This window comes from Leisingera sp. ANG-S5 (genome assembly GCF_000813925.1).
Taxonomy (GTDB): domain Bacteria; phylum Pseudomonadota; class Alphaproteobacteria; order Rhodobacterales; family Rhodobacteraceae; genus Leisingera.
The window spans coordinates 104,550-128,114 of the sequence record NZ_JWLH01000010.1 but is presented as its reverse complement, the minus strand read 5'-3'; the positions used below and the strand labels follow the sequence as shown (position 1 = coordinate 128,114).

Annotated in this window: 26 protein-coding genes and 1 pseudogene; 11 read left to right on the top strand and 16 right to left on the bottom strand. The window is 59.4% G+C overall.

The features are described from left to right. Positions 1-449 precede the first annotated feature (449 nt). Positions 450-1,526 (top strand): tyrosine-type recombinase/integrase, encoded by a 1,077-nt coding sequence (locus tag RA25_RS15215; RefSeq protein WP_027236547.1) that lies wholly within the window; start codon positions 450-452, stop codon positions 1,524-1,526. A 451-nt stretch (positions 1,527-1,977) separates the two neighbouring features. Here RA25_RS15215 and RA25_RS22180 read toward each other — a convergent pair whose 3' ends face one another. From RA25_RS22180 to RA25_RS15185, 6 genes and pseudogenes are all read right to left on the bottom strand, one after another. After that, the gene (locus RA25_RS22180; protein WP_082023082.1) at positions 1,978-2,523 is read right to left on the bottom strand and encodes a c-type cytochrome; all 546 of its coding nucleotides are present in this window, start codon (positions 2,521-2,523) and stop codon (positions 1,978-1,980) included. 38 nt (positions 2,524-2,561) lie between these two features. Continuing rightward, positions 2,562-3,029 carry a DUF411 domain-containing protein gene (locus tag RA25_RS15205; RefSeq protein WP_027236546.1) on the bottom strand — a complete coding sequence of 156 codons (468 nt, stop codon included), beginning with the start codon at positions 3,027-3,029 and terminating at the stop codon, positions 2,562-2,564. A 74-nt stretch (positions 3,030-3,103) separates the two neighbouring features. Continuing rightward, positions 3,104-3,271 (bottom strand): annotated as a pseudogene (locus tag RA25_RS23115) (cation transporter); the annotation flags it as partial. A gap of 157 nt (positions 3,272-3,428) precedes the next feature. After that, complete coding sequence (merA, locus tag RA25_RS15200) at positions 3,429-4,853, bottom strand: mercury(II) reductase (protein ID WP_027236545.1); 1,425 nt, start codon at positions 4,851-4,853, stop codon at positions 3,429-3,431. A 321-nt stretch (positions 4,854-5,174) separates the two neighbouring features. Beyond that, complete coding sequence (locus tag RA25_RS15190) at positions 5,175-5,489, bottom strand: cation transporter (RefSeq protein ID WP_027236544.1); 315 nt, start codon at positions 5,487-5,489, stop codon at positions 5,175-5,177. A gap of 12 nt (positions 5,490-5,501) precedes the next feature. Next, positions 5,502-5,894, bottom strand: coding sequence for a mercuric transporter MerT family protein (locus tag RA25_RS15185; protein WP_039173611.1), 393 nt, complete (start codon positions 5,892-5,894; stop codon positions 5,502-5,504). Positions 5,895-5,970: 76 nt separating this feature from the next. Here RA25_RS15185 and RA25_RS15180 point away from each other — a divergent pair, with 76 nt between their 5' ends. Both RA25_RS15180 and RA25_RS15175 read left to right on the top strand, forming a co-directional pair. Further along, positions 5,971-6,384, top strand: coding sequence for a MerR family transcriptional regulator (locus RA25_RS15180; RefSeq protein ID WP_039173608.1), 414 nt, complete (start codon positions 5,971-5,973; stop codon positions 6,382-6,384). Continuing rightward, positions 6,330-6,707 (top strand): YnfA family protein, encoded by a 378-nt coding sequence (locus RA25_RS15175; RefSeq protein ID WP_051357805.1) that lies wholly within the window; start codon positions 6,330-6,332, stop codon positions 6,705-6,707. Before RA25_RS15180 ends, RA25_RS15175 begins: the two co-directional genes overlap by 55 nt. A 158-nt stretch (positions 6,708-6,865) precedes the next feature. Here the strand turns inward: RA25_RS15175 and phnE are convergent, their stop codons facing one another. The 4 genes from phnE to RA25_RS15155 are packed head-to-tail and all read right to left on the bottom strand — an operon-like array spanning position 6,866 to position 11,086. Further along, positions 6,866-7,609: a phosphonate ABC transporter, permease protein PhnE gene (gene phnE / locus RA25_RS15170; protein ID WP_036797393.1), complete on the bottom strand. Its 744-nt coding sequence runs from the start codon at positions 7,607-7,609 to the stop codon at positions 6,866-6,868. Next, a complete protein-coding gene (locus tag RA25_RS15165; protein ID WP_027236539.1) occupies positions 7,609-8,379 on the bottom strand; it encodes a phosphonate ABC transporter ATP-binding protein in 771 nt (256 codons plus the stop codon). The genes phnE and RA25_RS15165 overlap by 1 nt, the downstream gene beginning before the upstream one ends. Further along, positions 8,376-9,233, bottom strand: coding sequence for a phosphate/phosphite/phosphonate ABC transporter substrate-binding protein (locus RA25_RS15160; protein ID WP_027255756.1), 858 nt, complete (start codon positions 9,231-9,233; stop codon positions 8,376-8,378). The genes RA25_RS15165 and RA25_RS15160 overlap by 4 nt, the downstream gene beginning before the upstream one ends. Next, on the bottom strand, positions 9,233-11,086 hold the full coding sequence (locus RA25_RS15155; RefSeq protein ID WP_036797390.1) for a cytochrome c peroxidase: 1,854 nt from the start codon (positions 11,084-11,086) through the stop codon (positions 9,233-9,235). Before RA25_RS15155 ends, RA25_RS15160 begins: the two co-directional genes overlap by 1 nt. A 109-nt stretch (positions 11,087-11,195) precedes the next feature. On the opposite strand from RA25_RS15155, the gene mntR reads away from it, so the two are divergent. Then, complete coding sequence (mntR, locus tag RA25_RS15150; RefSeq protein WP_152612216.1) at positions 11,196-11,654, top strand: manganese-binding transcriptional regulator MntR; 459 nt, start codon at positions 11,196-11,198, stop codon at positions 11,652-11,654. Positions 11,655-11,951: 297 nt separating this feature from the next. Here mntR and RA25_RS15145 read toward each other — a convergent pair whose 3' ends face one another. The 3 genes from RA25_RS15145 to RA25_RS15135 form a co-directional block, all read right to left on the bottom strand. Then, the gene (locus tag RA25_RS15145) at positions 11,952-12,869 is read right to left on the bottom strand and encodes a cation diffusion facilitator family transporter (protein WP_027236536.1); all 918 of its coding nucleotides are present in this window, start codon (positions 12,867-12,869) and stop codon (positions 11,952-11,954) included. Further along, a complete protein-coding gene (locus tag RA25_RS15140) occupies positions 12,859-13,629 on the bottom strand; it encodes a transglutaminase-like domain-containing protein (protein ID WP_039173604.1) in 771 nt (256 codons plus the stop codon). The genes RA25_RS15145 and RA25_RS15140 overlap by 11 nt, the downstream gene beginning before the upstream one ends. 237 nt (positions 13,630-13,866) lie before the next feature. Next, positions 13,867-14,295 carry a MerR family transcriptional regulator gene (locus RA25_RS15135; protein ID WP_039173602.1) on the bottom strand — a complete coding sequence of 143 codons (429 nt, stop codon included), beginning with the start codon at positions 14,293-14,295 and terminating at the stop codon, positions 13,867-13,869. Positions 14,296-14,469: 174 nt separating this feature from the next. Here RA25_RS15135 and RA25_RS15130 point away from each other — a divergent pair, with 174 nt between their 5' ends. The 7 genes from RA25_RS15130 to RA25_RS15100 are packed head-to-tail and all read left to right on the top strand — an operon-like array spanning position 14,470 to position 19,090. After that, positions 14,470-15,066: an SCO family protein gene (locus RA25_RS15130; RefSeq protein WP_051357804.1), complete on the top strand. Its 597-nt coding sequence runs from the start codon at positions 14,470-14,472 to the stop codon at positions 15,064-15,066. Continuing rightward, positions 15,063-15,488: a disulfide bond formation protein B gene (locus RA25_RS15125; RefSeq protein ID WP_027236532.1), complete on the top strand. Its 426-nt coding sequence runs from the start codon at positions 15,063-15,065 to the stop codon at positions 15,486-15,488. Before RA25_RS15130 ends, RA25_RS15125 begins: the two co-directional genes overlap by 4 nt. Further along, a complete protein-coding gene (locus tag RA25_RS15120; RefSeq protein WP_027236531.1) occupies positions 15,485-16,144 on the top strand; it encodes a DsbA family protein in 660 nt (219 codons plus the stop codon). The genes RA25_RS15125 and RA25_RS15120 overlap by 4 nt, the downstream gene beginning before the upstream one ends. Positions 16,145-16,171: 27 nt before the next feature. Further along, a complete protein-coding gene (locus tag RA25_RS15115) occupies positions 16,172-16,636 on the top strand; it encodes a copper chaperone PCu(A)C (protein ID WP_027236530.1) in 465 nt (154 codons plus the stop codon). Continuing rightward, positions 16,636-17,262, top strand: coding sequence for an SCO family protein (locus tag RA25_RS15110; protein ID WP_039173600.1), 627 nt, complete (start codon positions 16,636-16,638; stop codon positions 17,260-17,262). The genes RA25_RS15115 and RA25_RS15110 overlap by 1 nt, the downstream gene beginning before the upstream one ends. Further along, positions 17,259-18,632: a M23 family metallopeptidase gene (locus RA25_RS15105; protein WP_027236528.1), complete on the top strand. Its 1,374-nt coding sequence runs from the start codon at positions 17,259-17,261 to the stop codon at positions 18,630-18,632. The genes RA25_RS15110 and RA25_RS15105 overlap by 4 nt, the downstream gene beginning before the upstream one ends. Positions 18,633-18,634: 2 nt before the next feature. Next, positions 18,635-19,090 (top strand): DUF411 domain-containing protein, encoded by a 456-nt coding sequence (locus RA25_RS15100; protein ID WP_027255769.1) that lies wholly within the window; start codon positions 18,635-18,637, stop codon positions 19,088-19,090. A gap of 223 nt (positions 19,091-19,313) precedes the next feature. On the opposite strand, the gene RA25_RS15095 is transcribed toward RA25_RS15100, so the two are convergent. From RA25_RS15095 to RA25_RS15085, 3 genes are all read right to left on the bottom strand, one after another. After that, complete coding sequence (locus RA25_RS15095; RefSeq protein ID WP_035919395.1) at positions 19,314-19,823, bottom strand: L,D-transpeptidase family protein; 510 nt, start codon at positions 19,821-19,823, stop codon at positions 19,314-19,316. A gap of 63 nt (positions 19,824-19,886) precedes the next feature. After that, positions 19,887-22,238 (bottom strand): heavy metal translocating P-type ATPase, encoded by a 2,352-nt coding sequence (locus tag RA25_RS15090; protein WP_193747985.1) that lies wholly within the window; start codon positions 22,236-22,238, stop codon positions 19,887-19,889. A gap of 490 nt (positions 22,239-22,728) precedes the next feature. After that, entirely contained in the window at positions 22,729-23,394 is a 666-nt protein-coding gene (locus RA25_RS15085; protein ID WP_036797386.1) for a L,D-transpeptidase, read from the bottom strand. Between the last annotated feature and the right edge of the window lie 171 nt (positions 23,395-23,565).

Genomic DNA, 23,565 nt, shown 5'->3' with positions numbered 1-23,565 from the left:
AAGTTCCGTATTTCTAGGCACTTATCCACATCTCTCGCCTCTACAGGTTCATAGCGCGGGTCGATCCAACCCAATCGAGCGCCGTAAACTGTCTCCATCAACGCACGCGGGCGGCCGCCGCCCGCCGGAGACAGGAGACCTCGGTCAATGGCACGGGACCGGAGAAGACATGCCAAAAGCCAGCAGGCGCCGGAAACACCCGGTCGCCCGGCCACAATCAACTGCCTGCTTGAGGATCATCCGATGCATGCACTGTCCGAGGAGCGTCTGCTGACCACAGAGGAAGCTATAGCCTATCTCGCCCGCTTCAAAATCTTCACCAGTCGCAGCGGGCTGGACTCCAAATTCAAAAGCGGCAGCCTCGCACGGGTTGAGGTGAGCGGACGAGTTCGCATCCTCTACCGTCCGCCGGATCTGCTAAACGCATTCTTTAAGGGGGAGGTTCAGAGATGCCCCTCATTCTCTTTCGGCGCAAAAACAGCCAAGGCAAACCCACCGGAAATTTCGTCATCCGGGGTACCCTCGCAGGACAAAGCATTTATGAGAGCACTGGAGTTAGCGACAAAAAAGCCGCAGAAATCATCCGTGTAAGACGGTCAGCCGAAATCATCGAGCGTGCGACACTTGGTAAGTCGGCAACCCTGACTTTTGCCGAGGCTGCGCTGACCTACATGGAAAGTGGTGGGGAAACCCGGTTCATCGGACCGCTGCTGATTCACTTCGGGGAAAAGACACGGCTGGCCGACGTCGACAATGACGCGGCGAACAAAGCGGCACGGGCGATCCTGATGCCCGACGCTGCACCCGCCACCATCAACCGGCAGATCATCACCCCCATCAGCGCCATCTACAATCTAGCCGCTGACGATGGCCATGTGACTCCGCGCCGCTTCCGCCGTCGCAAGGAGCCCCAGTCCAAAATCCGCTGGCTGACACCTGGCGAGGCCGAGGATCTACTGGAAGCAAGCGAGCCACACCTGCTCCCGATCGTGACATTCCTGCTTGGAACCGGCTGCCGCACCAGCGAGGCGCTGGGACTGCAATGTGAAAACCTTCACCTAGAAACCCGTCAAGCGCTCATTCCGACATCCAAGAATGGCGAGCTGAAAATGGCCGAATTTCCGGCGCGTGTGATGCGTCTGCTTGCTGCTTCAGGACTGCCGGAAACCGGGGCTGTTTTCCGCACGCCGAAGGGAAAGGCATACAAGCTCAGCACCGGCAGCGGCGGTCAGATTGAAGCTGCCTTCACCAAGGCGCGTGTTGCGGCCAAACTAGGCGGCGATGTGACACCGCACACGCTGCGGCATACCTTTGCCACATGGCACTATGCGATGAACAAGGACTTGCTTCTGCTGATGACGCGTGGCGGCTGGAAGAAACCAGATATGGCGCTCAAGTATGCCAAGCTGGCCCCCGCCGATCTGCCAGAAAAGCTTCTGGCGCACGGCTGGGACTTCCGTACACAGTTGCAGGCCGATCAGGGGCAGAAAGCCATTTTCGGGGCAAAGATCAGGGTGATAAAGTAGGTAGGATGCCGGGGTGAAAAAGTTGATTTGGTTAGCCTAGGCTCCGCATATACGCCATTTTTTAGCCATGAGCGCATTCACTTTCGCAGGCGGGGTGCGGCAAGCTGACCCCGCGCTCATCCGTCAGATTGCGTCAATTAGTGAAGGGTGACACATAGTTTTTTCACTAAGGCGCCACTAACCCCTCAATCTTTTTTTCAGCAGACTCCCCTCTCTCGCACCAGTCTTCATTATTAACTCATTGGTTTGCCATCGGAGCAAGCAGACGTTTATGCTGCGTGCGGCGAAATCGAGTTTCGAGCCCCTAACCTGCTGGTGCTGCGGCTTACAGGAATGTCTGTTTCCGTGTTTCCTACCAGAATGCCGCCTTGTCAGACTTTTATCTGCTGGAACTATCGTCACAGTATCGACAGCAAAAAATCTCTTCGAAGACCAGCAGATTGACGACAGATCAAGGGAAACCTGAGCGCATGTAGGCGATGATCTTCCAGATGTCTTCTTCACTCAGCGTTTGTTTAAAAGCTGGCATGTCTGTTCCGAAGCGTTCTCCACCCTCGGAGATAGCCCAAAGAAGATACTCATCTCCCGACATCGGCATCTGGATCAACCATCTCAGGAGGGCCGGAGAGGGAACGAGCGAGCGTCCGGCTTTACCATCTCCCAAACCCTTGGCGCCATGACACCTCGCGCAGTTTTCCGTGTAAAGTGCCTGACCCTCCGTAAGATTTCCGGGTGTCGCGCGAATGGTGCTTCGAGCCCCCCGATAGGCTGAAGGCACGCCCTCGTTCATGTATGTCCAGTGTCGCTGCATGCGCTGCTGCTGGCCAGGTCCCATGTTGCCATGCCCCCAACCAGGCATGCGTTCAGACCTCATGTGGCCCGGTCCCATTGGCCCATGACCCCACCAGTCTCCTGCTTGCTGTTGGGCACCGGCCACACCGGCAATAGCGATAGACAAAACGCCAAGGGCAAGAATGCGTAATCCACGCCGTGTCATCTTCTCCTCCTTACTGATTCCGCTCGATGAATGTCGCCTCAGGCCGCTTCGTAACTCGTGAACACCTCGGTGCTGCCGTCCTTAAGGATCAAGAATACGTCGTAGGCCTCACGACGATCTTCCGGCCCCATCCCAGGCGAACCGTAGGGCATCCCAGGAACAGCAAGTCCAATGGCGCTAGGTCGCTCCTCCAATAGACGACGAATGTCGGCAACCGGTACGTGCCCCTCGATCATGTAGCCATCGATCTCGCCTGTGTGGCAGGAGATCATTTTTTCGGGAATGCCGTTGTCCAATTTGTGGCGGACGAGCAGTGTTCCAAAGCTGCGCTCCTCGGTAACGCGAAAGCCTTCCTGCCGAAGGATATCGATCCAAGCACTGCAACAGCCGCAATTCGGATCCTTGAGAACATGGATGGAAGGTGTGTTTTGCGCAAACGTGGCAAATGGTGCTGTGCTGGCGAAGCCTGCGGCGTAAGTCAGTATTTGGCGGCGTTTCAGGTGCATAGTGAGAGTCCTCTGTACTTGCGACTCAGTTGAGCAAATTTCGCATCATTCGAGATAGGTTGTCTTGATCCTCGTCAAACATGCTGATGTTCTCCAACTTCCCGGCGCTCGGCGAGCGCTTGGCGCACGATCTGGAAAGCAGGGGAAAGAAACAACGTTGCCATGACCGCAGCAACAATCAGGTCAGGCCAACCGCTTGCCGTGCCCCAGACCCCCAAGGCCGCAAACATAACTGCCACGTTCTGGCGCCAAGCCCTGTCGCTACGGCAATCAAGCAAAACGAACTCGGGCTATGCTACCACCAAACCGGCGAGAAGCAGCAGACCGACCGTGATAAGCGACAGGCTGTCAATGTCTTGCAGGAGAGCTTCAATACCGGTCATCCGATGTGCTCCCAATTCACCCTGCGCAGCAGGAGAGCTGACCTACATCCATGTCAAAGGTCTGCGCTGCGAGTTTCAGCCCTTCTACGGTAGTGAGATAGGGAAATATCGTAGTTCCAAGTGACTTAGCGGTCATTCCGAATTTCAAGGCCATGGCCAGAGTCTGGACGCTGTCGGAGCCTTCCGGCGCCATGATAACACCTCCCAGAAGCTGGTCTGTCCTGGCATCGGCCACCAGTTTAATCAGGCCGCGCGTGTCCCGAGCCGCAAGCGCGCGCGGCACGTTGTCGAGCGTGAGAACGCTGGTTCTCACCTCATGGCCCGCCGCTTGCGCCTGCGCTTCGGTCAGGCCGGCGCCCGCCACCTGCGGGTCGGTGAATACAACCCAGGGCATCGCCGCATTATCGTAGGTCTCTTGACCGCCCAGAACTGCATTGCGGGCTGCCAGTTTCGCGCCATAGGCTGCCATGTAGACAAACTGATCGCGGTCCGTCACATCCCCGGCCGCATAGACGCCGGGGCGGCTGGATTGCATATCCACGCCGACAGCAATGGCCCCTCGCGCATCCGTTTCAACCCCCAGCTCCGCAAGGCCAAGTCCCTCGGTATTCGGGGTGCGCCCGGTTGTCAGGACGAGATAATCTGCCTCCAGATCCTGCACCGCACCGTCCTTTTGCACGTGCAGAACTGCTTCGCTGCCTTCACGGTGGCTACCCTCGTAGCTAACGCCTTCCAAAATCGTAATGCCTTCGTCGCGCAGGATTTCCGCCAGCGCTTCGGAGACCTCTGGCTCAGCCTGCGGCAGCAGGCGAGAGCGGCAGACAAGAGACACACTGACGCCCATCCGGGACATCATCTGCGCCAATTCAACGCCGATGAATCCGCCGCCCAGAAAAATCAAGCGTTCAGGCAAATGCTCCAATTCCAGCAGAGACGTGCTGTCCAGGGACGGCACAGTTTCAATTCCCGCGATGTCTGGCTGTGCTGGCCTCCCGCCGGTTGCGATGATCACCTTCGGCACCTGGATAAACCGGCCTCCTGCCTCGACACCGCCCGCAACCAGCCGCGCGGGGCCTTCTTCGATATAGGTGACACCCTCGTATCCTGGGAGCAAATCGGCATACTTCTTCTGCCTCAGCATAGCGACCAGATCATCCTTGGCCCCGGTTATCGCAGCCCAGTCTGTGACTTCTGCGCTGGCTTTCAGACCGCGAAAGCGATGCGCAGCCATCGCGCCATGCACCGCCTCGGCGGCACGGATCATCGTTTTCGAAGGCACACAACCCACATTCACACAGGTGCCGCCGATGGTGCCGTGCCCGATCAGCGCCACGCGTTTGCCGCCTTTGGCCGCAGTAATCGCGGCCGAGAAACCCGCCGATCCGGCCCCAATGACAGCAAGGTCATATTCTCCATTCGGCGTGCAGCAGTCGCTGTTCATTTTTTGATCCTTTTCAGGGCGCGCGCGGGCGCCGTTGTTTTGTGATTGGTTCATGCTCCGGCGAACTTTGCCGGGATCAGATTCAGCCCCAAAGGAGCACCATCCTAGTGGGGGCAGAAACAGCCGCAGCGCATCGAACGCCAGACCAATGCAAGAGCCGCAGCCGCCAGCCCAATGGCAATCATGCCGTACCCGGTCAGCCACCCGCCAACCGTTCCGACAAGCGCAGACAAAAGGACACGGCCGCCACAGCAGATTATCACCAGCGGTGCCGCCAGGATTGTCGCGGCGAGGCCTCCCATCAGACTGTCGCGCACAGGATCAGCCCTTCTCCATCGCCGGATAACCAGCATTTGCGGAGGCTGCCGAAATAGCTTCAGCGCTTGTTGCCGCGCTGTCAAAAACAACCGTGGCAGTCTTTGCTTCAAAATCCACGTCTACAGAGCGCACGCCACCCACCCCCGCCATGGCGTGCTTCACAGTCACCGGGCAGAGCGCGCAGGTCATATTTTCAACTGCGAAGGTTACAGTCTCCTCCGCTGCAACGCTTTGGGCGGCAGCGGGCAGCGCAAAGGAGGCGATGGACGCCATTCCGAGAAGGCCAAAGCCGAGAACCGCGGCGAGCATTTTTTTCATGAGATATTCCTTTCAATAGAAGAGCGGCGCCCACCAGGTGATGGTCAGAGCTGCCACAACAAGAACCAGCGAGATCCAGAGTGCGGTTTTGGTGATGCGTGCCGAAGAAGGCTTGGCGCAGTAGGAGCCAGGTTCGCAGGTGGCTGGCCTGCGGAAATAGACTTGCCGGAAGCCGGCGCCGATGAAGCCAAGCGCGATCAGAGCGAATACCGGCTTGTAGGGCTCAAGTGCGGTCAGGTTACCAATCCAGGCCCCCGAGATACCGAGCGTGAGCAAAACCAGCGGTCCGACGCAACAGGCGGACGCAAAAACCGCGCCAAGCAGACCGCCCGCGGCAAGCCAGCCTTTGCTGCTTCGGTTCACACCCGTGTCCGCTTCTCCGGTTTGCTTTTCAGCAATCCTCATATTTTTCTCCTCACGAATAGGGCTGGCACCTTGTGTAGGGCCTGTAGTAGCTACAGGGGCAAGGAGGTTATTTACGATGCCAGATCACAAAAACGCGACATCTCTCACTCGGGGGGAGCTGGCCAAGGCAACGGGCTGCAACCTTGAAACCATCCGATATTACGAGAAGACCGGCATCATGCCGGACCCGCCGCGCACGGCTGCGGGCCACCGCATCTACGGGCAGAGCCACATTCAGCGTCTGCGTTTCATCCTGCGGGCCCGCGAGCTCGGCTTTGCCATTGACGAAATTAAAGGGCTGCTTGGCCTCGTGGATGGCGGCACCCAGACTTGCGGCGAAGTGAAAGCCCTGACTGAACGCCATCTCAGCGATGTGCGCCGGAAAATTGAAGACCTTCGCAGGATCGAAAAAGTATTGGCCGCAACAGCAGGCCAATGTTCCGGCGAGGATGTCCCGGAGTGCCCGGTGCTGGAGGCGCTGGCATCTTGACCGGGACGTTTCTGATCTTTGCCCTGGCAGCCCTGGCGGAAATCGCCGGGTGCTTTGCCTTCTGGGCGTGGCTGCGCCTCGACCGTTCGCCGCTCTGGCTCGTGCCCGGCATCGCAAGCCTTGTGCTGTTCGCGTATCTTCTGACGCGCGCAGACAGCGCATTTGCCGGGCGGGCCTACGCCGCCTATGGCGGCGTCTATATCGCCAGTTCTATGTTCTGGATGTGGCTGGCCGAAGGCAATCGCCCCGACCGCTGGGATATAGCAGGAATGATGATATGCCTGATCGGTAGCGCTCTCATTTTGATGCCGTTGCGTAGTTAACGTCCGCCGGCAAGCAATCTTAGAAGAAGGCTGGAGCCCTTCTGTTTCCCTTGGCTCCAGCCTTCAGTTCGGAATCCCTTGCTACGCGCTGTGGAGGGGCGCCGGCCACTCAGCATTTCAGCCGCCTATAACCGTAGTCATAAACTGTAAGGATCCGCTCAGGAAAACCGCTTGTGCAGGGCGGAGTTGACCGCCTCCGACGCAAGCACAAGCACAACAATGGCCATGGTTACCGTCGCGGCCTTGTCATATTGGAACGAGCGCACGTAGGTCTGGACATAAAGCCCGATGCCGCCCGCACCGACAATGCCGAGGATTAGGCTTTCGCGCAGGTTCAGTTCGAAACGGAACACGGTGTCCCGCAGGATGACCGGCGCCATCTGAGGCCAAATCGCCCATCGCAGCTGCTGCGTGCGGCTGGCGCCAGCACTTTCCAGTGCTACCACCGGGGCGGCGGCCACATTGTCGATCGCTTCGGCATAGAATTTCGCCAGCATCCCCGTTGCATGGAAGGTGATGGCGAGGATCCCGGGCAAGGGCCCAAGCCCCACCGCACCAACCATGAGCATCGCCACCAGGATCAGCGGAATGGAGCGGATCATCGCCAGAAGGCCGCGCACCGGGCGCCAAACGGATGACGGCACTAGGGTCTCGGCTGCGAGAACTGCCAGCCCAGCGGACAGGATGACCGCAAAGAAAGTACCGAGGATGGCAATCCGCAGGGTTTCTGCCAGACCCCGCATGACTTCGCGCCAGATCGACAGGTCCGGCGGCATCATCCGCCCGAGGAATTCGCCCAGGCGAGGCCCTGCACCGGGAAGCTTGTCCAGCCCCATTTCTGCGCTTGTGGCGGACCAAAGGACGGCCGCCGCCAGCACGATCCAAGTCAGCACCTGGCTCATCAACTGACCACGCGCAGCCCGGCGCCGGGAACCGTGCCGTGGTAAAGTTCGGCGATGTCGTCGCTGGTCACCTGAGCGGAGGGTTTGTCGAACTGCACTGCGCCGGCTCGCAGCCCCACAATCCGGTCGGCAAAGCGGCGCGCCAGTTCTGGCTGGTGCGAACTGAAGACGACTCCGATGCCGCGTTTGTCAGCTGCGCCTGTGATCAGGCCGAGGATCCGTTCCGCATGGGCGGGGTCAAGGTTGCTCACCGGTTCGTCGGCAAGGATCAGCCTGGGATCCTGCGCCAGGCAACGGGCAATTGCCACCCGCTGCCGCTGACCGCCTGAAAGCTGGTCCGCCCTACGCCGGGCCAGATCGGAGAGACCGGTATCTTCGAGCGCGGCAGCTGTTTTGAGGTGGTCCTGCTCGCCAAACCGCCCCCAAAGGGAGGGCCAGATGCGCATCCGGGAAAGCCGCCCGTTCATCACATTCTGATAGACAGTCAGCCGGTCAACCAGTGCAAATTCCTGAAAGATGAACCCGGCACCGGTGCGCAGCTCACGCGGCGGAGCCTGCGTTGCCGAAAGCGGCACCCCCAGAACCTCGGCCTCGCCGCGCCAGCCGCGCAGGCGGCCGTCGAGCAGTGCGAGCAGGGTGGATTTCCCGGCGCCCGACGGGCCAAGCAGGGCCACCCGTTCACCCGGTGCGGCGCTGAGCGACACTTCGCACAGCGCCGCGGCGCCGCCGAAGTGGTGCGACACTGCATTCAGGGTGAAAGCTGCTGTCATTTCAGGTACCCGTAGCGCCGTGCCGTCTCGCGCACGCCTTCGTAAACGTCCCGGTCCACCGCGATGTAGCCGTCCGGCCCATAGAGATACGCCAGCAGGTGGCGGTTGCCTGGCTCATTGAGCTGCAACATGGTTTCGATGAACTTGGCCTGCACGCCCTTGTCCAGGCCGGGCCGTGCAACAACCGCATGGCTTGGGATCTGTTCGCTTTCGGCCAGGACTTTGACTTCTGCCTGCTGATCCGGCGTCAGCAGAAGATCGGCATACTGGCTGGCGCCGGCGGCATCCACAAGCCCATTCGCCATGGCCTGCATCGCCTGCTGATAGCCCCCGGCAAAGAACTTCCGGCCAAAGAAATTGTCCGCATCGGCGGCATCGGCGATGAGCCCCTCGCGCACGAACAGATCAAGCGGGTATAGATAGCCGGACTCCGATACCGGATCGGCAAAGGCAATGTCACGCCCTTTGAGGTCGGCCAGCGTCTCGATGCCGCTGTCCTTGCGGACAAACACGCGACCCGCATAGCTCGGCTGCCCGCGGTAGACCTCGGACAGCAGTGGCACGGCACCAATCTGATCCTCGGCCAGAACATAAGGCAGAGCGCCCATGAAAGATATGTCTGCATCGCCGTTGCGCAGCGCCTCGACGGCGGCGGCATGGTCGAAGGTCACAAACCCTGTCACCGGCATTCCCATGCGTTCGGACAGCCAGCCGGTGACCGCCTTTATGTCGCCCAGCAGCTTTTCGGGGTTTTCTTGCGGAATGAAGGCCAGTTTCAGCTCCTCACCCGCTGCCAAGGCTGGCGCGGCGAGGATTGCGGCCGATACGGCCAGAAAATTGCGGCGCGACAGCATCAGAACATCCTCTCGTCAATATCGGCTTGCATCGCTTTGAACAGGTCCCACTGGCGGCCTGCCTCCTCCCAATCGCCTTTGGCGCTTGCATCGCCGACAGCCCGCAGGATGGCCGCGAACTCATAGATCTCCGGCTTGGAGTTTTGATTAACCATGACACTCGCATCTGCCGCCAGATCAGGGGCGACCGTATCCACCAGAAGGGCGATGTTTTCGGCATCGCGCATCGGCAGCAGCGTATCCAGGGTGCTTGCGAAAGTGGTCAGTTCTTCCCAGGACAAGCGGAACACGCTGTCGCGGCCTTCAAACGCCTGATAGGGTTCCTCACCATCTCCGACAGCCTCGAGATAGGCGGTCAGATCGGCACGCTGTGCCTCATCCAGCCCCAGAACTTTGCTTTCGTCGAACCAGTCCACAACGCTGGCCAGCGTTGGCAGCGACCCGTCGTGCATATAGGGCGCGGTGAAGTTGATATTGCGCAAGGTGGGCGTTTCAAAGTGGATTGGCGTACCGCCCGGGAAGGGGGGCTCGGCAGTGCCGATGTCGTATGTGAGACCATCGCGGAAGTTACGCTCGGGCGTGTGGCACGAGGCGCAGGAGCGGTCTCCCAGTCCGGCGAAATCGGTGTTGAACAGCTTCTCCCCGCGCTTGGCAGCTTCCGAGGCCAAATTCGTCAGCCTGCCCGCCCTGTCGATTTTCGGATTCGGAAGAAAGTCGAACTGCTTGACATAGGCCTCCAGCGCGTCCAGCTGGAAGGGTGTCGGCTCATCGCCTGCGAACTCGGTCACGATCACATTGCGGATGAACCGCCGCAGGCTGGGCTCGCGCCCATCGCGCCCGTAAGGCGCAGTAAAGCGGATGCCCCGCATTGAAGGCGTGTCCAGATGGTCGTCTACCCGGTCATTGAACATCGGGTTGAAGAAGGAGCCGTCCACATCCATGCCGCCCGCGTATTTTGACAGTCCGGGGATGAAGAAGTCCCGGTTCACATCCGAACGGTTGTGGCAGGTGGAACAGGCAATACCCAGTTCGCGAGCCGGGCCGCCAAAAATTTCCGGGCTGTCGAACAGCATGTCGCCATAGGCAACCAGCGGCAGGTTCGCCTCATCCTCGCCAGCTTCTTCAAATTGCAGCACCAGCCGGGGCAATTCCTGCTGATCGGCGATATTCGACCCCGGCGGCAAGGTTGCAGGCAGCGACACCGGCGTTCCCGAGCGCACTGCGCTTTCGGGGACCGGGGTCAGCGTTTCGCGTTCCGCATAGGCGGCAGGCAAATAATTTTCTGTCAGATAGGTTTCGAGCGTTGCACGTGCTGCGGCAAAGCTCTCTGCATCGGTCTCTTGCGCTCCATGGCCAAGCACGCCAGCAGTGCCAAGCGAGGAGTTCAGGGCGAGCCATGCCCGCCCCAGATCGCGCGCGGCATTCGCATCCGCCGCCTTGATGCCGTCCTCGAACGCCCGGAACAGCGCTTCGGCATTGGCAACCTCATGTGCTGCGTAGGGCTGTCCAAGCGCAGTCTCTGCCGCTGCCAAGTGACGCAGGATACCCTGGGCCACGGCTGCCGTGGCCGCCTCGAACAGCGCCTGGCGGTCATGCGATGCAAGAGCCGCGCTGATTGCGCGGGCCTCATCCGGGCTCACCCGCGACATGGCATCTTCAGACAATGCGCTGCCCGGTGCCGGTGCGGTCCAGCTGTTTTCGATTTTTTCCCAGGGAACCGGGGTCAGGTTCCCCATGAACAGTGTCAGGCGGTAAGCGGCAGAGCGCGGCGCCCATGGGGCTTGCTCAATCGCTGTGGCCCCGGCGGCCACCGGCAAAAGGCCGACTAATGCCGCTGAAATGAGGTTTTTCATGGTCGAACCTACAAAAGTTAGCTTTGGCTAAATTGTGTAGTTTCTTCTATGCCGTTGTCAACCCGCCTTGTTGCAGGCATACAGGGAGGCCAAAATGACATGCGATCTTATGAGCGACATGACCGAAACAGATGAAAACGCCCTCAATCGAAGCCCAGATGAACAGGCAAGCGGTTTTGAGGCCGTACGCACGGCTCATCAAAGCGAGATGGTCGAAGATTATGTCGAGCTGATTGCCGAGTTGATTCACATGAACGGCGCAGCGCGGCCTGTTGAAATCGCCGAGCGTCTAGGCGTGACCCAGCCCACGGTCTCCAAGAACCTGAACCGCCTGAAACGGGAAGGGCTGATTCTGCAGGAGCCCTACCGTTCGATCCGCCTGACGGAAGAAGGCCGCCAGCTGGCCGAAGCCTGCCGCAAACGGCACAGAATCGTTGTGGATTTCCTTGTGGCTCTTGGCGTGTCGCAAGAGGTGGCCGAATATGATGCCGAAGGGATCGAGCACCACGTCAGCGAAGAAACCTTATCTGTATTCCACGCGTTTACCAGTGAACGGACAAAAAGCTGAGCTATTTTTGGCGCTATTGACTGGGGCGGCTAGAAAGCCCACAAAATTCCCGATGAGATCGTGCTGCCCATGACGAGTGCGGCTAATTTAGGCGGGCTTTCAGCACAGCAATACAGCTGCCCGCGCGATTGCCTTCCGGTTTTACCCCTATCAATCTGCAGGCTGGAAGCATCCGTGAGTGATTTATTGCCGGGAGACGAGGAGATCTATTGTCTACCGGCAAGAGGCATCCAATCTTCCTCGGCATGAGACGCTTTCCAAGGCTTCCGCTGGAACCGGTGTGCCTTGCATCGACTGTCATGAACCATGTCCAAACAACTCCGCGCCGGTGTGCATGTTGGCGGATGCCTCAAACTCCAGAACGGAATAGCGGATGCCATAGTGTTTTGCGAGAGACGATTTGATATCCGACTTGATCTGCTCAGCATTGGCAAGGCATCCCTCTTCGACTACCACATGGCAATCGAGCGCGACCTCGTGTTCCTGCATTTGCCAAAGATGCACGTGATGAACATCGGCAACACCGTCCACGCTCCGGATCACTTCCACGACCCCCTTGCCGTCTATGTCCGGCGGGCTGCCCAGCATCAGCGTCCGGATTGGGCGGCCGATCTCGGTCACAGCGAGGTAGAGAATGTAAAGCGCGATACCAATTGTGATCGCAGGATCAACCCACTTCATGTCATAGAGAATGATGAGCGAGCCACCGATAATCACGGCGACTGAAGCCAGCGCATCAGAAAGGTTGTGCAGGAAGAGTGCTCGAATGTTAACACTGCCTTTCTGCATCGAGTAAGTGAGAAATGCGGTTAACGTGTCCACCACCAGCGCAATGCCGCCGAGGATTACGACAGTCCAGCCCGCAACCTCGGGGGGGTCGATCATCCGCATGCCCCCCTCGTAGATGAGATAGACACCAACCAGTATGAGCGTTGTGTAGTTGACCAGCGCAGCGACAATCTCGATCCGGCCGTAGCCGAAAGTCATACGCTCGTCGGCGGGCCGCCGGGCGATCTTGCGCGCGGCAAACGCGATGAGGAGAGATGCCATATCTGAAAAGTTGTGCAGCGCGTCCGCGATCAAAGCGAGGCTGCCCGCGAAAATTCCGCCGACGACTTGAGCGATGGTCAGAAGGGCATTCGCCCAGATCGCGATGGAAATCCGACGGTCTCCAGAAGCAGGATCGATATGAGCATGGCCATGATCATGCGGCATCTTGGTTTTTCTCGTGGCGGTGGTTCACTAGGCCCAGTCCCGGGATGTGCGGCACGTGCCCGGACCGTATTGCGCGGACACGAGCATTCATCCAGTGGCGGATAACTTTGCGATAGAGCCAGTCACGCAAAATTCCGAACGCCTGCCGGTGGTCCCGGTAGAATTCGTCCGGTGTGCCGAAAGTTCCAAAATCCCGGGCAATACCAGTTTTCTGAATGTAAGTGTCTCCACCTGTCCAATCGACTGGTGGCGCGCTCAAACAATTGGTTCCGGCACCATAGCCGCATAGGCTTTCGGTACCGGAAAAGGCGGCCTGGAGCGTCCCTAAGAATGCCTCGTCAAGGATGAAACCCTCGAGATTGACCCAGCCTTCCTCTGTCTCGGCCTCCACCCATGAATGCAAGATCTCGTCTGGAGCAATTGGATAAACGATCTCTGGTACCACGCCCCGCTGCAGCGCCTTGTGGATCGTGAAGCCATGCAGCCGGCACCGCACACCCACTCCGCGTAAAAGCGCCATGAGCAGTGTGCCCTTGGTGTTGCACTGGCCGTAGCCGTCGGTGAGAACCCTGGAGGCTGGGATGTCATCCGCGTGGTTGTAACCAAAGGCAATCTCGTTGCGGACGAAGCCGTACACCGCGCCGATTTGCTCATGCTGGGCCAGTTCCTTCCACCCGCGGTTCGTTATTAGCCTGGCAATTGACGGATGGTCAAAGTCCAATAGCCTCGTAGGCTTAAGAAGCGGATCTGCCGGATACACTGCATTTCTCCTCGAATCTTGCAAGAAGGGGTGTAACCGCTACAGTAACTGTAGCTTCAAGCCCTAATCCTGCAATCGCTATCCAGGATTGTCAGGATCACTTGCCTTTAAGCTGTTATGTGGTCCACTCCTTTTGCAGGCTGTGAGCCTCCAGACTTCGTGCTCGCAGCGGCTGCCTTCGAAAGAAGGCATGTCAGTGCTTAAATGCACAACGCCCCGGATAGTTGAGAGCTGCACTCATGCGCCGATTTCGTCGTGCTCCGTCAGACATTCGGCATGATCACGGAGCACCTCAAGGACCCGGCAATCAGATGTCTTGCCGCCACTGCATTCATGCACCATTCGTTCAATCTCAGTGCGCAGCGCCTCAAGTCTGGCGATCCGCTGATACACCTGCTTCAACTGCCGCCGTGCTATAGCATCGGCTTCGTCGCAGGACCGTTCCGGATGGTCGCTCAGATCGAGTAGTTCCCGGATTGCATCCAGAGAAAAGCCGAGCTGGCGCGCGTGACGGATGAAGGATAGGCGATCAAGCTCGGCTTCACCATAGCGCCGCTGACCGCCTTCGGTCCTGCCTGGTTCGGGCATCAGGCCAATCTGTTCATAGTAGCGGATGGTCTGGACTTTGGTGCCAGTCTTCTTTCCCAAACTGCCAATCGTGAGCATACGCACCCCCAGGACGCTACAGTTCTGGTAGGTTTAATTGGGTCTGGCACTGGCCACAACTCAATTCACAGACACGCGACAAAGTCCCTCTCCTGAAAAAAACGGTTGAACCTCTAGTAGCTGCAGGGTGTAGACGCGCAAAAAATACGTGGAATCAGAAACGGGCTGCTTGCTTTGAAGCTTAAACTCCTTCGGAAAATTCTTTGGGCGCTGGCGGCTGTTGCGCTAATTTGGCTTTTGCTTTGGGCGGATTATCGTGCGGATCAGGCACGTGAGACGCAGTCGGCTTTCCGTGCGGCCTTCGAACTCACGGACCATCAAGGAATAACACGGACGCAGGAAGACTTCGCCGGGCGGTGGATGCTAGTCTTTTTTGGCTTCGCGAACTGCCCCGATGTCTGCCCGACGACTCTCGCTGAGGTCGCCGCTGTGATGGAAGGTCTAGGTCCGGACGCCGGGCGGATTCAGCCGCTCTTCATCTCGATCGATCCCGAGCGCGATACACCAATGACGCTTGCAGATTTCGTACCGCGCTTCGAGGCCGGCATCATCGGTCTCACGGGGACCCCGGACCAGATCGACCGGACAGCGAAGAGCTTTCACATCTTTTACGAAAAAATCGAGGAGGCTGCGGCCCCCGGCGGTTACACTATGGGGCATTCCTCGCAGCTGTTCCTTTTCGATCCTGAAGGTGGCTATGTCACGGCGTGGCCCTATGGCACGCCAGCAGAAGAGATCGTATCCAGTCTGAGAGAGCAGATTTCCTTATGACATTCAGGCTATCATCCGACACGTCGCTCGCAGCCGCATGGATCGTTGCACTAGTTTCCTCACTGTCTGTTTTGTTCATTGGCGAGGTTCTGGGGCAGACGCCTTGTGTCCTCTGCTGGTTTCAACGGGCATTCATGTTCCCGCTGGCGGTTGTGCTGGGTTGCGGGCTCTGGTGGCGGGACAGGAGGGCCGGCCGCTACGGTGTCGCGCTTTCTCTCGCCGGCGGAGCCATCGCATTGTGGCATCTCGGCCTTTTCTGGGGGCTCATTCCCGAACGCATCCAGCCCTGTACTGCGGCAGGTCCGTCCTGCACTGACCAAGGCCAGCTTGTCCTCAGCGTGCCAATCCCGCTGCTCTCGTTCCTGGCCTTTGCCCTCACCGCTGCCCTGTCAGCCGCTTCTTTGAAGGAAAATACCGAATGAACCGCCGCTCATTGATCCTTTCCGTTTCTGCTCTCGCAGTTGCGGCCTTTTCTGGCGCCTCTTGGTATGCAACGCGATCAGAGCCCATTGGGGAGGCCTCTTCAGTCACCCCGGAGATTGCCGACGCTTTGATCCGGCCCTATTCGCCGGTTCTCGGCCCCGAGGGTGCGACCGTGACGATCGTGGAGTTCTTCGATCCTGCGTGCGAAGCCTGCCGCGCATTTTACCCGGTCGTGAAGGATATTATGGCCGAGCATGGCGATACAGTGCGTGTGGTGATCCGCTACACACCGTTTCACGGGGAAGCTTCGGAAGAAGCGATCCAGGTCCTCGAAGCTGCGCGCATGCAGGGGGTCTTTGAGGAAGTTCTGGAAGCGATACTGCGGGATCAGCCCCGCTGGGCGTCCCACGGTGCGCCCGAGCCCGGCCTCATCCTCAATATCGCTGCGGTCGCAGGTCTCGACGCAGAAGCCGCGCGGACGCAAATGCGCCTGCCGGATATTGTAGGCATCCTCAATCAGGACCGTGCCGATGTCGAAGCCGTGGGTGTGCGCCAGACGCCGACCTTCTTTGTGAACGGCAAGCCGCTCGCTACTTTCGGCGAGGCAGAATTGCGCGCGCTGGTCGCAGCCGAAGTCGCGGCAACCAATAGCTGAGTGACAATCTGAAAGGAAACTGGCGAAATGAAACCGGTACTTCATGCTGCCCTTGCAGCACTTGTGCTGCCACTCGGCGCCGCCTCCGCCGCGCTGGCCGGTTCCGGCCAAGTGAGCATCGAGAATGCCTGGTCGCGGGCATCTATCGGCACCAGCCGTCCCGGAGCTGCCTACATGGAGATAGTGAACGAAGGCGATGAGCCGGTCACACTGACAGGTATCAAGACTGATATTGCCATGATGCCTGAAATTCATCGGAGTTCGACGAACGAACAAGGCGTCAGTTCAATGGCTCCCGCGGGTGACGTGTCTATTGCGGCAGGAGAGACCGTCGCGCTGGAGCCCGGCGGTCTGCATGCCATGCTGATGAAACTTCAGCGCCCGATGAAGGAAGGGGAGACTTTTCCGCTTTCGCTTGTTTTTTCGGACGGTGGCTGGGTAACGGTCAACGTGCCGGTTCTTGGCATCGCAGCGCGCGGCCCGGGAAACTGATGCGGCGGCGTTCAGCTCTCGGATATGGCGCGGCGGCATTTGGTGCGATTGGCCTGACACTCTTGCTGGGCTGGTGGCGTGTAGACGGCCCCGGCGCACCAGAGCCCATGGACCAGCGGCCCTTGCCGCTTACGGCGATGGACTTCCGCCTGACTGACCACAAAGGGCAGCCAGTCGGCCCTGATACGCTTGTCGGGCGCCCGTCGATGATATTCTTCGGCTTCACCTACTGTCCTGACGTCTGCCCCACGACGCTCTCGGACATCTCAAGCTGGCTGGACATGATGGGCGAGGACGCCGAGCGGCTGAACACCATCTTTATCACGGTAGATCCCGAGCGCGACACTGTCGACGCTATGGCAGAGTATGTCGGCTACTTCCATTCGGCGATCCGCGGCTGGACCGGTCCAGAAGCGCAGATCAAGCGTGCAATCGAGGGCCTTCGCGCGACCTATGAGAAGGTTACTGGCGAAGATGGGAGATACACGATGAACCATACGGCGAAGGTCTTTCTGTTCGATGCCGAGGGACGCTTCGTCAGCACTATCGACTACCACGAACCGAAAGAATTCGCAGTTCCGAAAATCCGACGCGCGATGAAAGTTAGACTGGAGGGAGCAACATGAGGTTGAGGTGCCTGATGGCCGGGCTGGCGGTAACGAGCGGGATTTCGGCGGCGGTCGCAATGGTCGCCACATCCTACTCAACTACGCCTGTTCAGCCGACCCTAGCCGAGGCTGGCGTTTGGGAACCTGCGCCTCTCACACCGCCTCGGTTTGTGGAAGGCCCCTCTTACAGGCTTGCCCGCACGCGGCCTGGAAGTGCGCCGGACTTTCGTCCGCCGTTCCTTCCGGCCGTGGTAAGGAACGATGCTCCGCTGACTGCCATAGAACCGCCACTCATCACATGGTCACGCGAAATAGCTCCGGGCGAGACGCTTGATGCGGTTCTGGCCGAGGCCGGGCTTGCCGCCACAGACCGCGCAGAGATCGCCCTTGCGATTGACGCAGAATACGATCTCCGCCGACTGCGCCCCGGTCACGCAATCACTGTCATATCCACGACAGATGGAAGCCCTCGCAATGTGACCCTTGTTGTCGAAGAGGGCATACGGATCGAGGCATTATTTGGAGAGCAGCTCGCCACCCGGGTTGTGGCCCCTGAACCCGAAATCGTGACCCTTGCTGGCGAGACCAGGATCGAAACCTCGATCTTCGGGGCACTGGACGATGCCGGGATACCAGCCCGGTTCGCCGTCGATCTGGCGCAAATGCTGGGCGGCACAGTGGATTTCCGGCGCGAACTGAGCGGCGGCGAGACGCTGCGCCTTCTCTGGCGCGAGGCGCGGGTTGCGAACAAGGCTGTCCGCCAGCCCGAAATTTCGTTCGCTGCATTGGACCTTGGAGACGCTCTCTATGAAATCGCCTGGCCAGAGGATGGAACCGGCAAGGCTACAATCTATCTCGACGGCGAAGTGCTGCGTGTCTTTTCCCAGCCAGTAGAGGGCGCGCGGCTAACTTCCGTCTTCGGCCGCCGCAAGCACCCGGTCTTTGGCAATGTCCGCATGCACACTGGTGTGGACTTTGCTGCAGCGCGTGGAACGCCTGTCCGCGCCACTGCGCCCGGAAGTATTGCGTTTATTGGATGGCGCGGTGGCTATGGCCGTGTTGTCGAGATTGCCCATGGTGCGGACACACTGACCCGATATGCTCATCTCAGCGCCGTGCCCGAAGGCCTTGCTGAGGGTCAACGCGTGTCGGCCGGGGATACCATTGGCCGGATCGGCGCGACGGGCACTGCGACCGGCCCCAATCTGCATTACGAGGTGCGCGTAGACGGCCGGCCCACTGACCCGCTCTCCGATGACCGGCTCGCCGAGGCCACCAGGCGTGCAACACCGGACACAGCGGCGCTTACACGCCTGAGGGCGGCACGCGCCAGGCTGGAGGAGCAGCTTGCCAGCGTGATCGCCGAGAACCCCAATGAAAGGCTTTGACCATGAAACGACCGATCGCCGCCCTGGCATGTGCTCTTGCCCTGCTCCCCGCCGCACAGGTGCTGGCCCAATCGACGCCCATTGAGGTTAAAAAGACCAATGGCTGCGGTTGCTGCCTCGCTTGGATGGAACATCTGGGGGAAAGCGGGTTTGTTCCAAGCGGAAAAAACATGTTCGCAGGGCTGCTCGTGCGGTTCAAACTCGACAACGGTGTGCCGCAGCGCATGGTTTCTTGCCACACAGGTCTCACCGAGGGTTACGTAATTGAGGGGCATGTGCCCGCGGCCGACATTCGCAGGCTCCTTGCCGAGCGTCCCGACGCAGTGGGTCTTGCCGTACCCGGCATGCCGCTCGGATCGCCTGGTATGGATCAGGGCAGCTGGCGAGAGGCTTACGATGTGTTCCTTATCAACAATGACGGCTCGACCGAAGTCTACGCCAGTTACCCCGGCAACTGATCAGCACGATTGCACGCGGGCTGAGAACGGAGCTGTATTCCTCTGTTCGCCTGGCCGTTCAGGCTACCTTGCAACCAAATCACTTGATGATCACAGACCGGTTTCGTTTCTACGGACGGAGTATACCGATGCCTGCGAGGTGATCGTGATGGTGTTTGCAATCTCGGCCTTCAATGCCGCAATTCAAGCACCATTTGCGTGACTGCCCGCCGTCGAGCGCGGTCTATGCATATATTTCGATGGGCGTCCCGTCCCGCACCATTGCATAGACCTCTTCGATCTGGCGGTCGGACACAGAGATACAGCCTGCGGTCCAGTCGCGTTTGTTCATTGGGTCAATGCCCCGTCGCGGCCCGCCATGGATGAAGATGTCACCACCCGGAGATTTGTCTTGCGCCGCTGCAAATGCGATGTCCGCCTCGTTTGGATAAGAGATGCCGATGGAGAGGTGGAACAGACTGTCAGGATTGCGCCGGTCAATGAGGTAGGCGCCTTCGGGTGTTCGTCCATCCCCCTCAAATTGCTTATGACCTTCCGGTGCAAACCCCAGCCCGACCGGGTAGGTGCGCAAAACACCCTCAGCGCCATCCAGAACAAGCAAACGTTCTGATTTGTAGAGCCGCAAACGGGTAACTTCGGGCCCGGTATAACTACGGAACTTGCTTGCACAGCCGGATAGGAGGACGGCAATGCCGCCCAGTAGAATTCTGCGTCTCGGGATTCTGTTGATCATCGCTGCTCGGTGCCATTATTGACGGCTTGTTACCACAACCCTAGTTGAAGGGCCGGCACCAAATCAATGACCATGTGCCAAAGCGCCCTTCGCCATTTGTTCACCTGCTGGCTCGCCGCCTTCCGGCGGCGACTTGTGGCGGCCGTCCGCGTTCAGAAGCCGCAGCGCATTGGCCACCACCAGCAACGACACACCCACGTCCGCAGCAATGGCCCCCCACATCGAGGCCATTCCGAATGCAGTCGCCACGACAAAGGCGGTTTTCGTCGCTAACGAAAGGCCGATATTCTGGCGGATGATGCTCATCGTGCGGCGCGAATGGGCAATCAGCCACGGCACCTTGGCGATGTCATCTGTCATCAGCGCGATGTCCGCCGTCTCGATGGCCGCGTCCGAGCCTACGGCGCCCATGGCGATGCCGTAATGCGCCCGCGCCATGGCGGGGGCATCGTTTACGCCGTCCCCAATCATGGCAACAACCGAATGGCTGTCCACCAGTTCCTCGATGGCGGTTACCTTGTCTTCTGGCAGCAGTTCAGCGCGAACCTCGTCGATACCGACTTCGGCTGCTACCGCGCGCGCCGTGCGCTCGTTGTCGCCAGTTAGCATGACAACGGTGTTGACACCCTGTGCGTGCAATCGAGAGACGATGCCTTTGGCGTCAGGCCTGATCCGGTCGCGCAGTTCAAGAACGCCCAACACGCCCGTCTCGTCGCCCAACGCGACCAGCGTCGCCCCCGCCCCTTCGATCCGGTCCCGCAACTCATCAGGAATGGCATCCCCAAAACCTTTCTCCGCGGCGAACCGGTCAGAACCAAGCCAGACGGGCCGGTCACCCATGCGACCTTCGAGCCCTCGCCCCGGCACCGTGCGGGTATCCTCCGCAGCGGCTACTGAAACGGCGTCCCGCCCGGCGCGCTCGAGGATAGCGCGCGCTAGCGGGTGCGAGGAGCGCATCTCCAGCGAAGACGCCAGCGCAAGCAGGTCCCGCGCCTCCACCATTCCAAGCGGATGGATTGCCGCAACCTCCGGTCGGCCCTCGGTGATCGTTCCGGTCTTGTCCAAGGCCAGCGCCGTCGTGCGGCCAGGTGCCTCGACATAGGCGCCGCCCTTGATCAGCACGCCCGCCCGCGCCGAAGAGGCCAGCGCCGCAACGATCGAGACAGGCGTCGAAATCACCAGCGCACAGGGGCAGGCGATGACCAGGAGCACCAGAGCATTGTAGAACCAGAAGCCCCATGCGCCGCCAGCAAGTGGCGGAAGAACCGCGAGAGCGATTGCCAGTGCCATGACTACCGGCGTGTATATCCGCGCGAACTTCGCCACCCACTGTTCCACAGGAGCGCGGCGGGAATGCGCGTCGCCAACCATGCGTATGATTTTCGAAAGCACTGTGTCCGATGCCTTCTTCGTTGCCCGCACAGTAAGAGTGCCTTCACCGTTGATGGTGCCGGCATAGACTTCGTCGCCCGGTTCCTTTGGCACCAGAGCGCTTTCACCGGTAATGGGGGCCTGATCAACAGCACCCGCTCCCCCTACGACTTCACCGTCAAGCGGAATGCGGTCGCCGCCGCGCACAATGAATTTTGCATTTACAGCTACCGCGGACGCTGGAACCTCCGCTTCCGATCCATCGTCATAAAGCACCCTTGCCGTGGGGGGCGCGAGGTCCAGCAGCGCCGAAACTGCGTTCCTCGCCCGGCCGACACTCCAGTTTTCGAGATAAAGCGAAAGCGAGAAGAAAAAGGCGACCGTCGCGGCCTCGAAGAATTCGCCAAGGCCGATGGCGCCGGCCACGGCGACGACCATCAGGAGGTTCATGTCGGGCGAGAACCGCCGCGCTGAGGACCACGCCTTGGGAGCGACGAGCCAGACGCCAAAGAGGATCGCAACCGCGAAGAGTCCGGCTTCGGCCATCGGCATCGGTCCCTCCCCATGACCAGCGAACAGCCCTATAGCCCCGCTCATACCGGTCTCGACGATGTGGTAGAGGAAACCTGCTGCCCAAAATCCGCCACTCAACGCGGTGAAGCGCCATTGACGTGCCAGATGCGCTGCCTGATCCTTCGCTGCGTTCTTGACGTCCCAGGGCTTCGCACTCATCCCGGTACTAGCGACCAACTTGGTGACCTCGGAGTCGGATAGTGCTATTGCGGTATCAAGGATCGTCATGCGTCCGTTGATCACGTCAAACGCCAGGTGCTCGGTTCCGCCCACACTCGGACCCACGGCCCGGTTCAGAATTGCCACCTCTTCGGCGCAATCGAGTCCGGAGACCTGGAAACTGCGCCCGTTAGCAGGGGGCGGGCCTGCCGGACCAATGTCCCCGCAGGTTGAAGCACCGCCGCAGCAGGCAGATTCATGATCCTGCGTGCAGGTGCTATTGTCATCGTTACGGCGGGTTTCGAGCGGCATAGGCGGACCTTCAGATTCGACGAGATCCTTCGAACCTAATTCCTACAGCACCTAGAGCTTCAAGTGGTCAAACGCGTTTTTTCGCTAGACGCTCAAATGCGCCGTAAATGCGAGGGTCCGACCTCTGGCTTGTGGCGAAACATACCGTATGCCAGATTGCCGACGGGAAACAAAAAAGCAAACGGCAGAGGTTCAGATGCAGAAACGAAATGCGGCAATCGTGGCCACAATGCTAATTCTGGCAGGATGTTCTTCCTCTACTAGTGTCTCCGGCAACGCCGCAACGCGGGTCGGAAACGTGCCTGACGCCGTCGTTGATCTCGCGGCTCCGGGACAAAATCTTGCGTCTGCACGGCTTCTGCCTGAAGACGGCTGCTACTGGTATGAGCATAGCGGGCCAGTTGAAACCACGTTGCTGCCGCTTAGAACAACGGCGGGAAACCCGATCTGTTCGAAACCAAACGCATAGATTAGGTCACCAACCTCCCCCTCAACTCCGTGAAGTGATGCCGTCTTCGGCCTCATACAGATAGGCCGTCGAGCCGGTTTCCACGTTTGGGTAGAGATCGTTGATATGCGCCATAACCATGCGGACGCATCCTGAACTCGCCCTGCCACCGATCGAACGCGGCCAAGGCGTTCCATGAATACGCAGGTAGGTATCGCGGTTTCCAACAAACAAATAGAGAGCGCGGGAACCTAGCGCGTTCTTGGGGCCTGGTTCCTGCCCGTCTGCATACTGGGAATAGGCCTCCGGGTCGCGTTCGATCATGGATTGAGTAGGCGTCCAATGCGGCCACTCAACTTTTCGCCGGATGGTGTAAGTGCCAGGTTCGTACAAATTGCCACGGGCTATGGCCACACCATAGCGCATGGCAGTTCCCCCCTCTTCAATGTGGTAAAGGTATCTCGCAATGGCATCGACATGGATGTCCCCCGGCACCAACCCGTCGTTTGCAACGACCCGGGTGGGAAGGAAACGTTGGTGCAGCCCCCATGGATTAGACGTTGCCGGATCATAGTTTGGCGGTGTGATTTGAGCGTCCCAATTTGCCTTCTGTGTGGCAGTCGGCCAAGATCCGGCCCACACCGGTTCTGCGATTGCAGTAGAGAACAGTGCTGACGAACTTGCGACAAAATGGCGTCTCGTAATCATATCTGAGATTTTCTCCTGTGCCCTTTGATTGCTTCAAATTACCCCACTCCGATAAGAGCTACAGCTACTAAAGGGTCAAGGGGTTTCTGAGGCCAGCGTAGATTTCTGGACCGAGCTATTTTTGCTTACTGTCCCAACCTGGCAAGGCCTCCGTGGGTAGGGAAAACTGAT

Excerpts from the sequence above, each read along its gene's own strand:
- RA25_RS15215 (WP_027236547.1), top strand. The coding sequence starts at position 450 with ATGCCCCTCATTCTCTTTCGGCGCAAAAACAGCCAAGGCAAACCCACC.
- RA25_RS22180 (WP_082023082.1), bottom strand. The coding sequence starts at position 2,523 with ATGACACGGCGTGGATTACGCATTCTTGCCCTTGGCGTTTTGTCTATC.
- RA25_RS15205 (WP_027236546.1), bottom strand. The coding sequence starts at position 3,029 with ATGCACCTGAAACGCCGCCAAATACTGACTTACGCCGCAGGCTTCGCC.
- merA (WP_027236545.1), bottom strand. The coding sequence starts at position 4,853 with ATGAACAGCGACTGCTGCACGCCGAATGGAGAATATGACCTTGCTGTC.
- RA25_RS15190 (WP_027236544.1), bottom strand. The coding sequence starts at position 5,489 with ATGAAAAAAATGCTCGCCGCGGTTCTCGGCTTTGGCCTTCTCGGAATG.
- RA25_RS15185 (WP_039173611.1), bottom strand. The coding sequence starts at position 5,894 with ATGAGGATTGCTGAAAAGCAAACCGGAGAAGCGGACACGGGTGTGAAC.
- RA25_RS15180 (WP_039173608.1), top strand. The coding sequence starts at position 5,971 with ATGCCAGATCACAAAAACGCGACATCTCTCACTCGGGGGGAGCTGGCC.
- RA25_RS15175 (WP_051357805.1), top strand. The coding sequence starts at position 6,330 with ATGTTCCGGCGAGGATGTCCCGGAGTGCCCGGTGCTGGAGGCGCTGGC.
- phnE (WP_036797393.1), bottom strand. The coding sequence starts at position 7,609 with ATGAGCCAGGTGCTGACTTGGATCGTGCTGGCGGCGGCCGTCCTTTGG.
- RA25_RS15165 (WP_027236539.1), bottom strand. The coding sequence starts at position 8,379 with ATGACAGCAGCTTTCACCCTGAATGCAGTGTCGCACCACTTCGGCGGC.
- RA25_RS15160 (WP_027255756.1), bottom strand. The coding sequence starts at position 9,233 with ATGCTGTCGCGCCGCAATTTTCTGGCCGTATCGGCCGCAATCCTCGCC.
- RA25_RS15155 (WP_036797390.1), bottom strand. The coding sequence starts at position 11,086 with ATGAAAAACCTCATTTCAGCGGCATTAGTCGGCCTTTTGCCGGTGGCC.
- mntR (WP_152612216.1), top strand. The coding sequence starts at position 11,196 with ATGAGCGACATGACCGAAACAGATGAAAACGCCCTCAATCGAAGCCCA.
- RA25_RS15145 (WP_027236536.1), bottom strand. The coding sequence starts at position 12,869 with ATGCCGCATGATCATGGCCATGCTCATATCGATCCTGCTTCTGGAGAC.
- RA25_RS15135 (WP_039173602.1), bottom strand. The coding sequence starts at position 14,295 with ATGCTCACGATTGGCAGTTTGGGAAAGAAGACTGGCACCAAAGTCCAG.
- RA25_RS15125 (WP_027236532.1), top strand. The coding sequence starts at position 15,063 with ATGACATTCAGGCTATCATCCGACACGTCGCTCGCAGCCGCATGGATC.
- RA25_RS15120 (WP_027236531.1), top strand. The coding sequence starts at position 15,485 with ATGAACCGCCGCTCATTGATCCTTTCCGTTTCTGCTCTCGCAGTTGCG.
- RA25_RS15115 (WP_027236530.1), top strand. The coding sequence starts at position 16,172 with ATGAAACCGGTACTTCATGCTGCCCTTGCAGCACTTGTGCTGCCACTC.
- RA25_RS15110 (WP_039173600.1), top strand. The coding sequence starts at position 16,636 with ATGCGGCGGCGTTCAGCTCTCGGATATGGCGCGGCGGCATTTGGTGCG.
- RA25_RS15105 (WP_027236528.1), top strand. The coding sequence starts at position 17,259 with ATGAGGTTGAGGTGCCTGATGGCCGGGCTGGCGGTAACGAGCGGGATT.
- RA25_RS15100 (WP_027255769.1), top strand. The coding sequence starts at position 18,635 with ATGAAACGACCGATCGCCGCCCTGGCATGTGCTCTTGCCCTGCTCCCC.
- RA25_RS15095 (WP_035919395.1), bottom strand. The coding sequence starts at position 19,823 with ATGATCAACAGAATCCCGAGACGCAGAATTCTACTGGGCGGCATTGCC.
- RA25_RS15090 (WP_193747985.1), bottom strand. The coding sequence starts at position 22,238 with ATGCCGCTCGAAACCCGCCGTAACGATGACAATAGCACCTGCACGCAG.
- RA25_RS15085 (WP_036797386.1), bottom strand. The coding sequence starts at position 23,394 with ATGATTACGAGACGCCATTTTGTCGCAAGTTCGTCAGCACTGTTCTCT.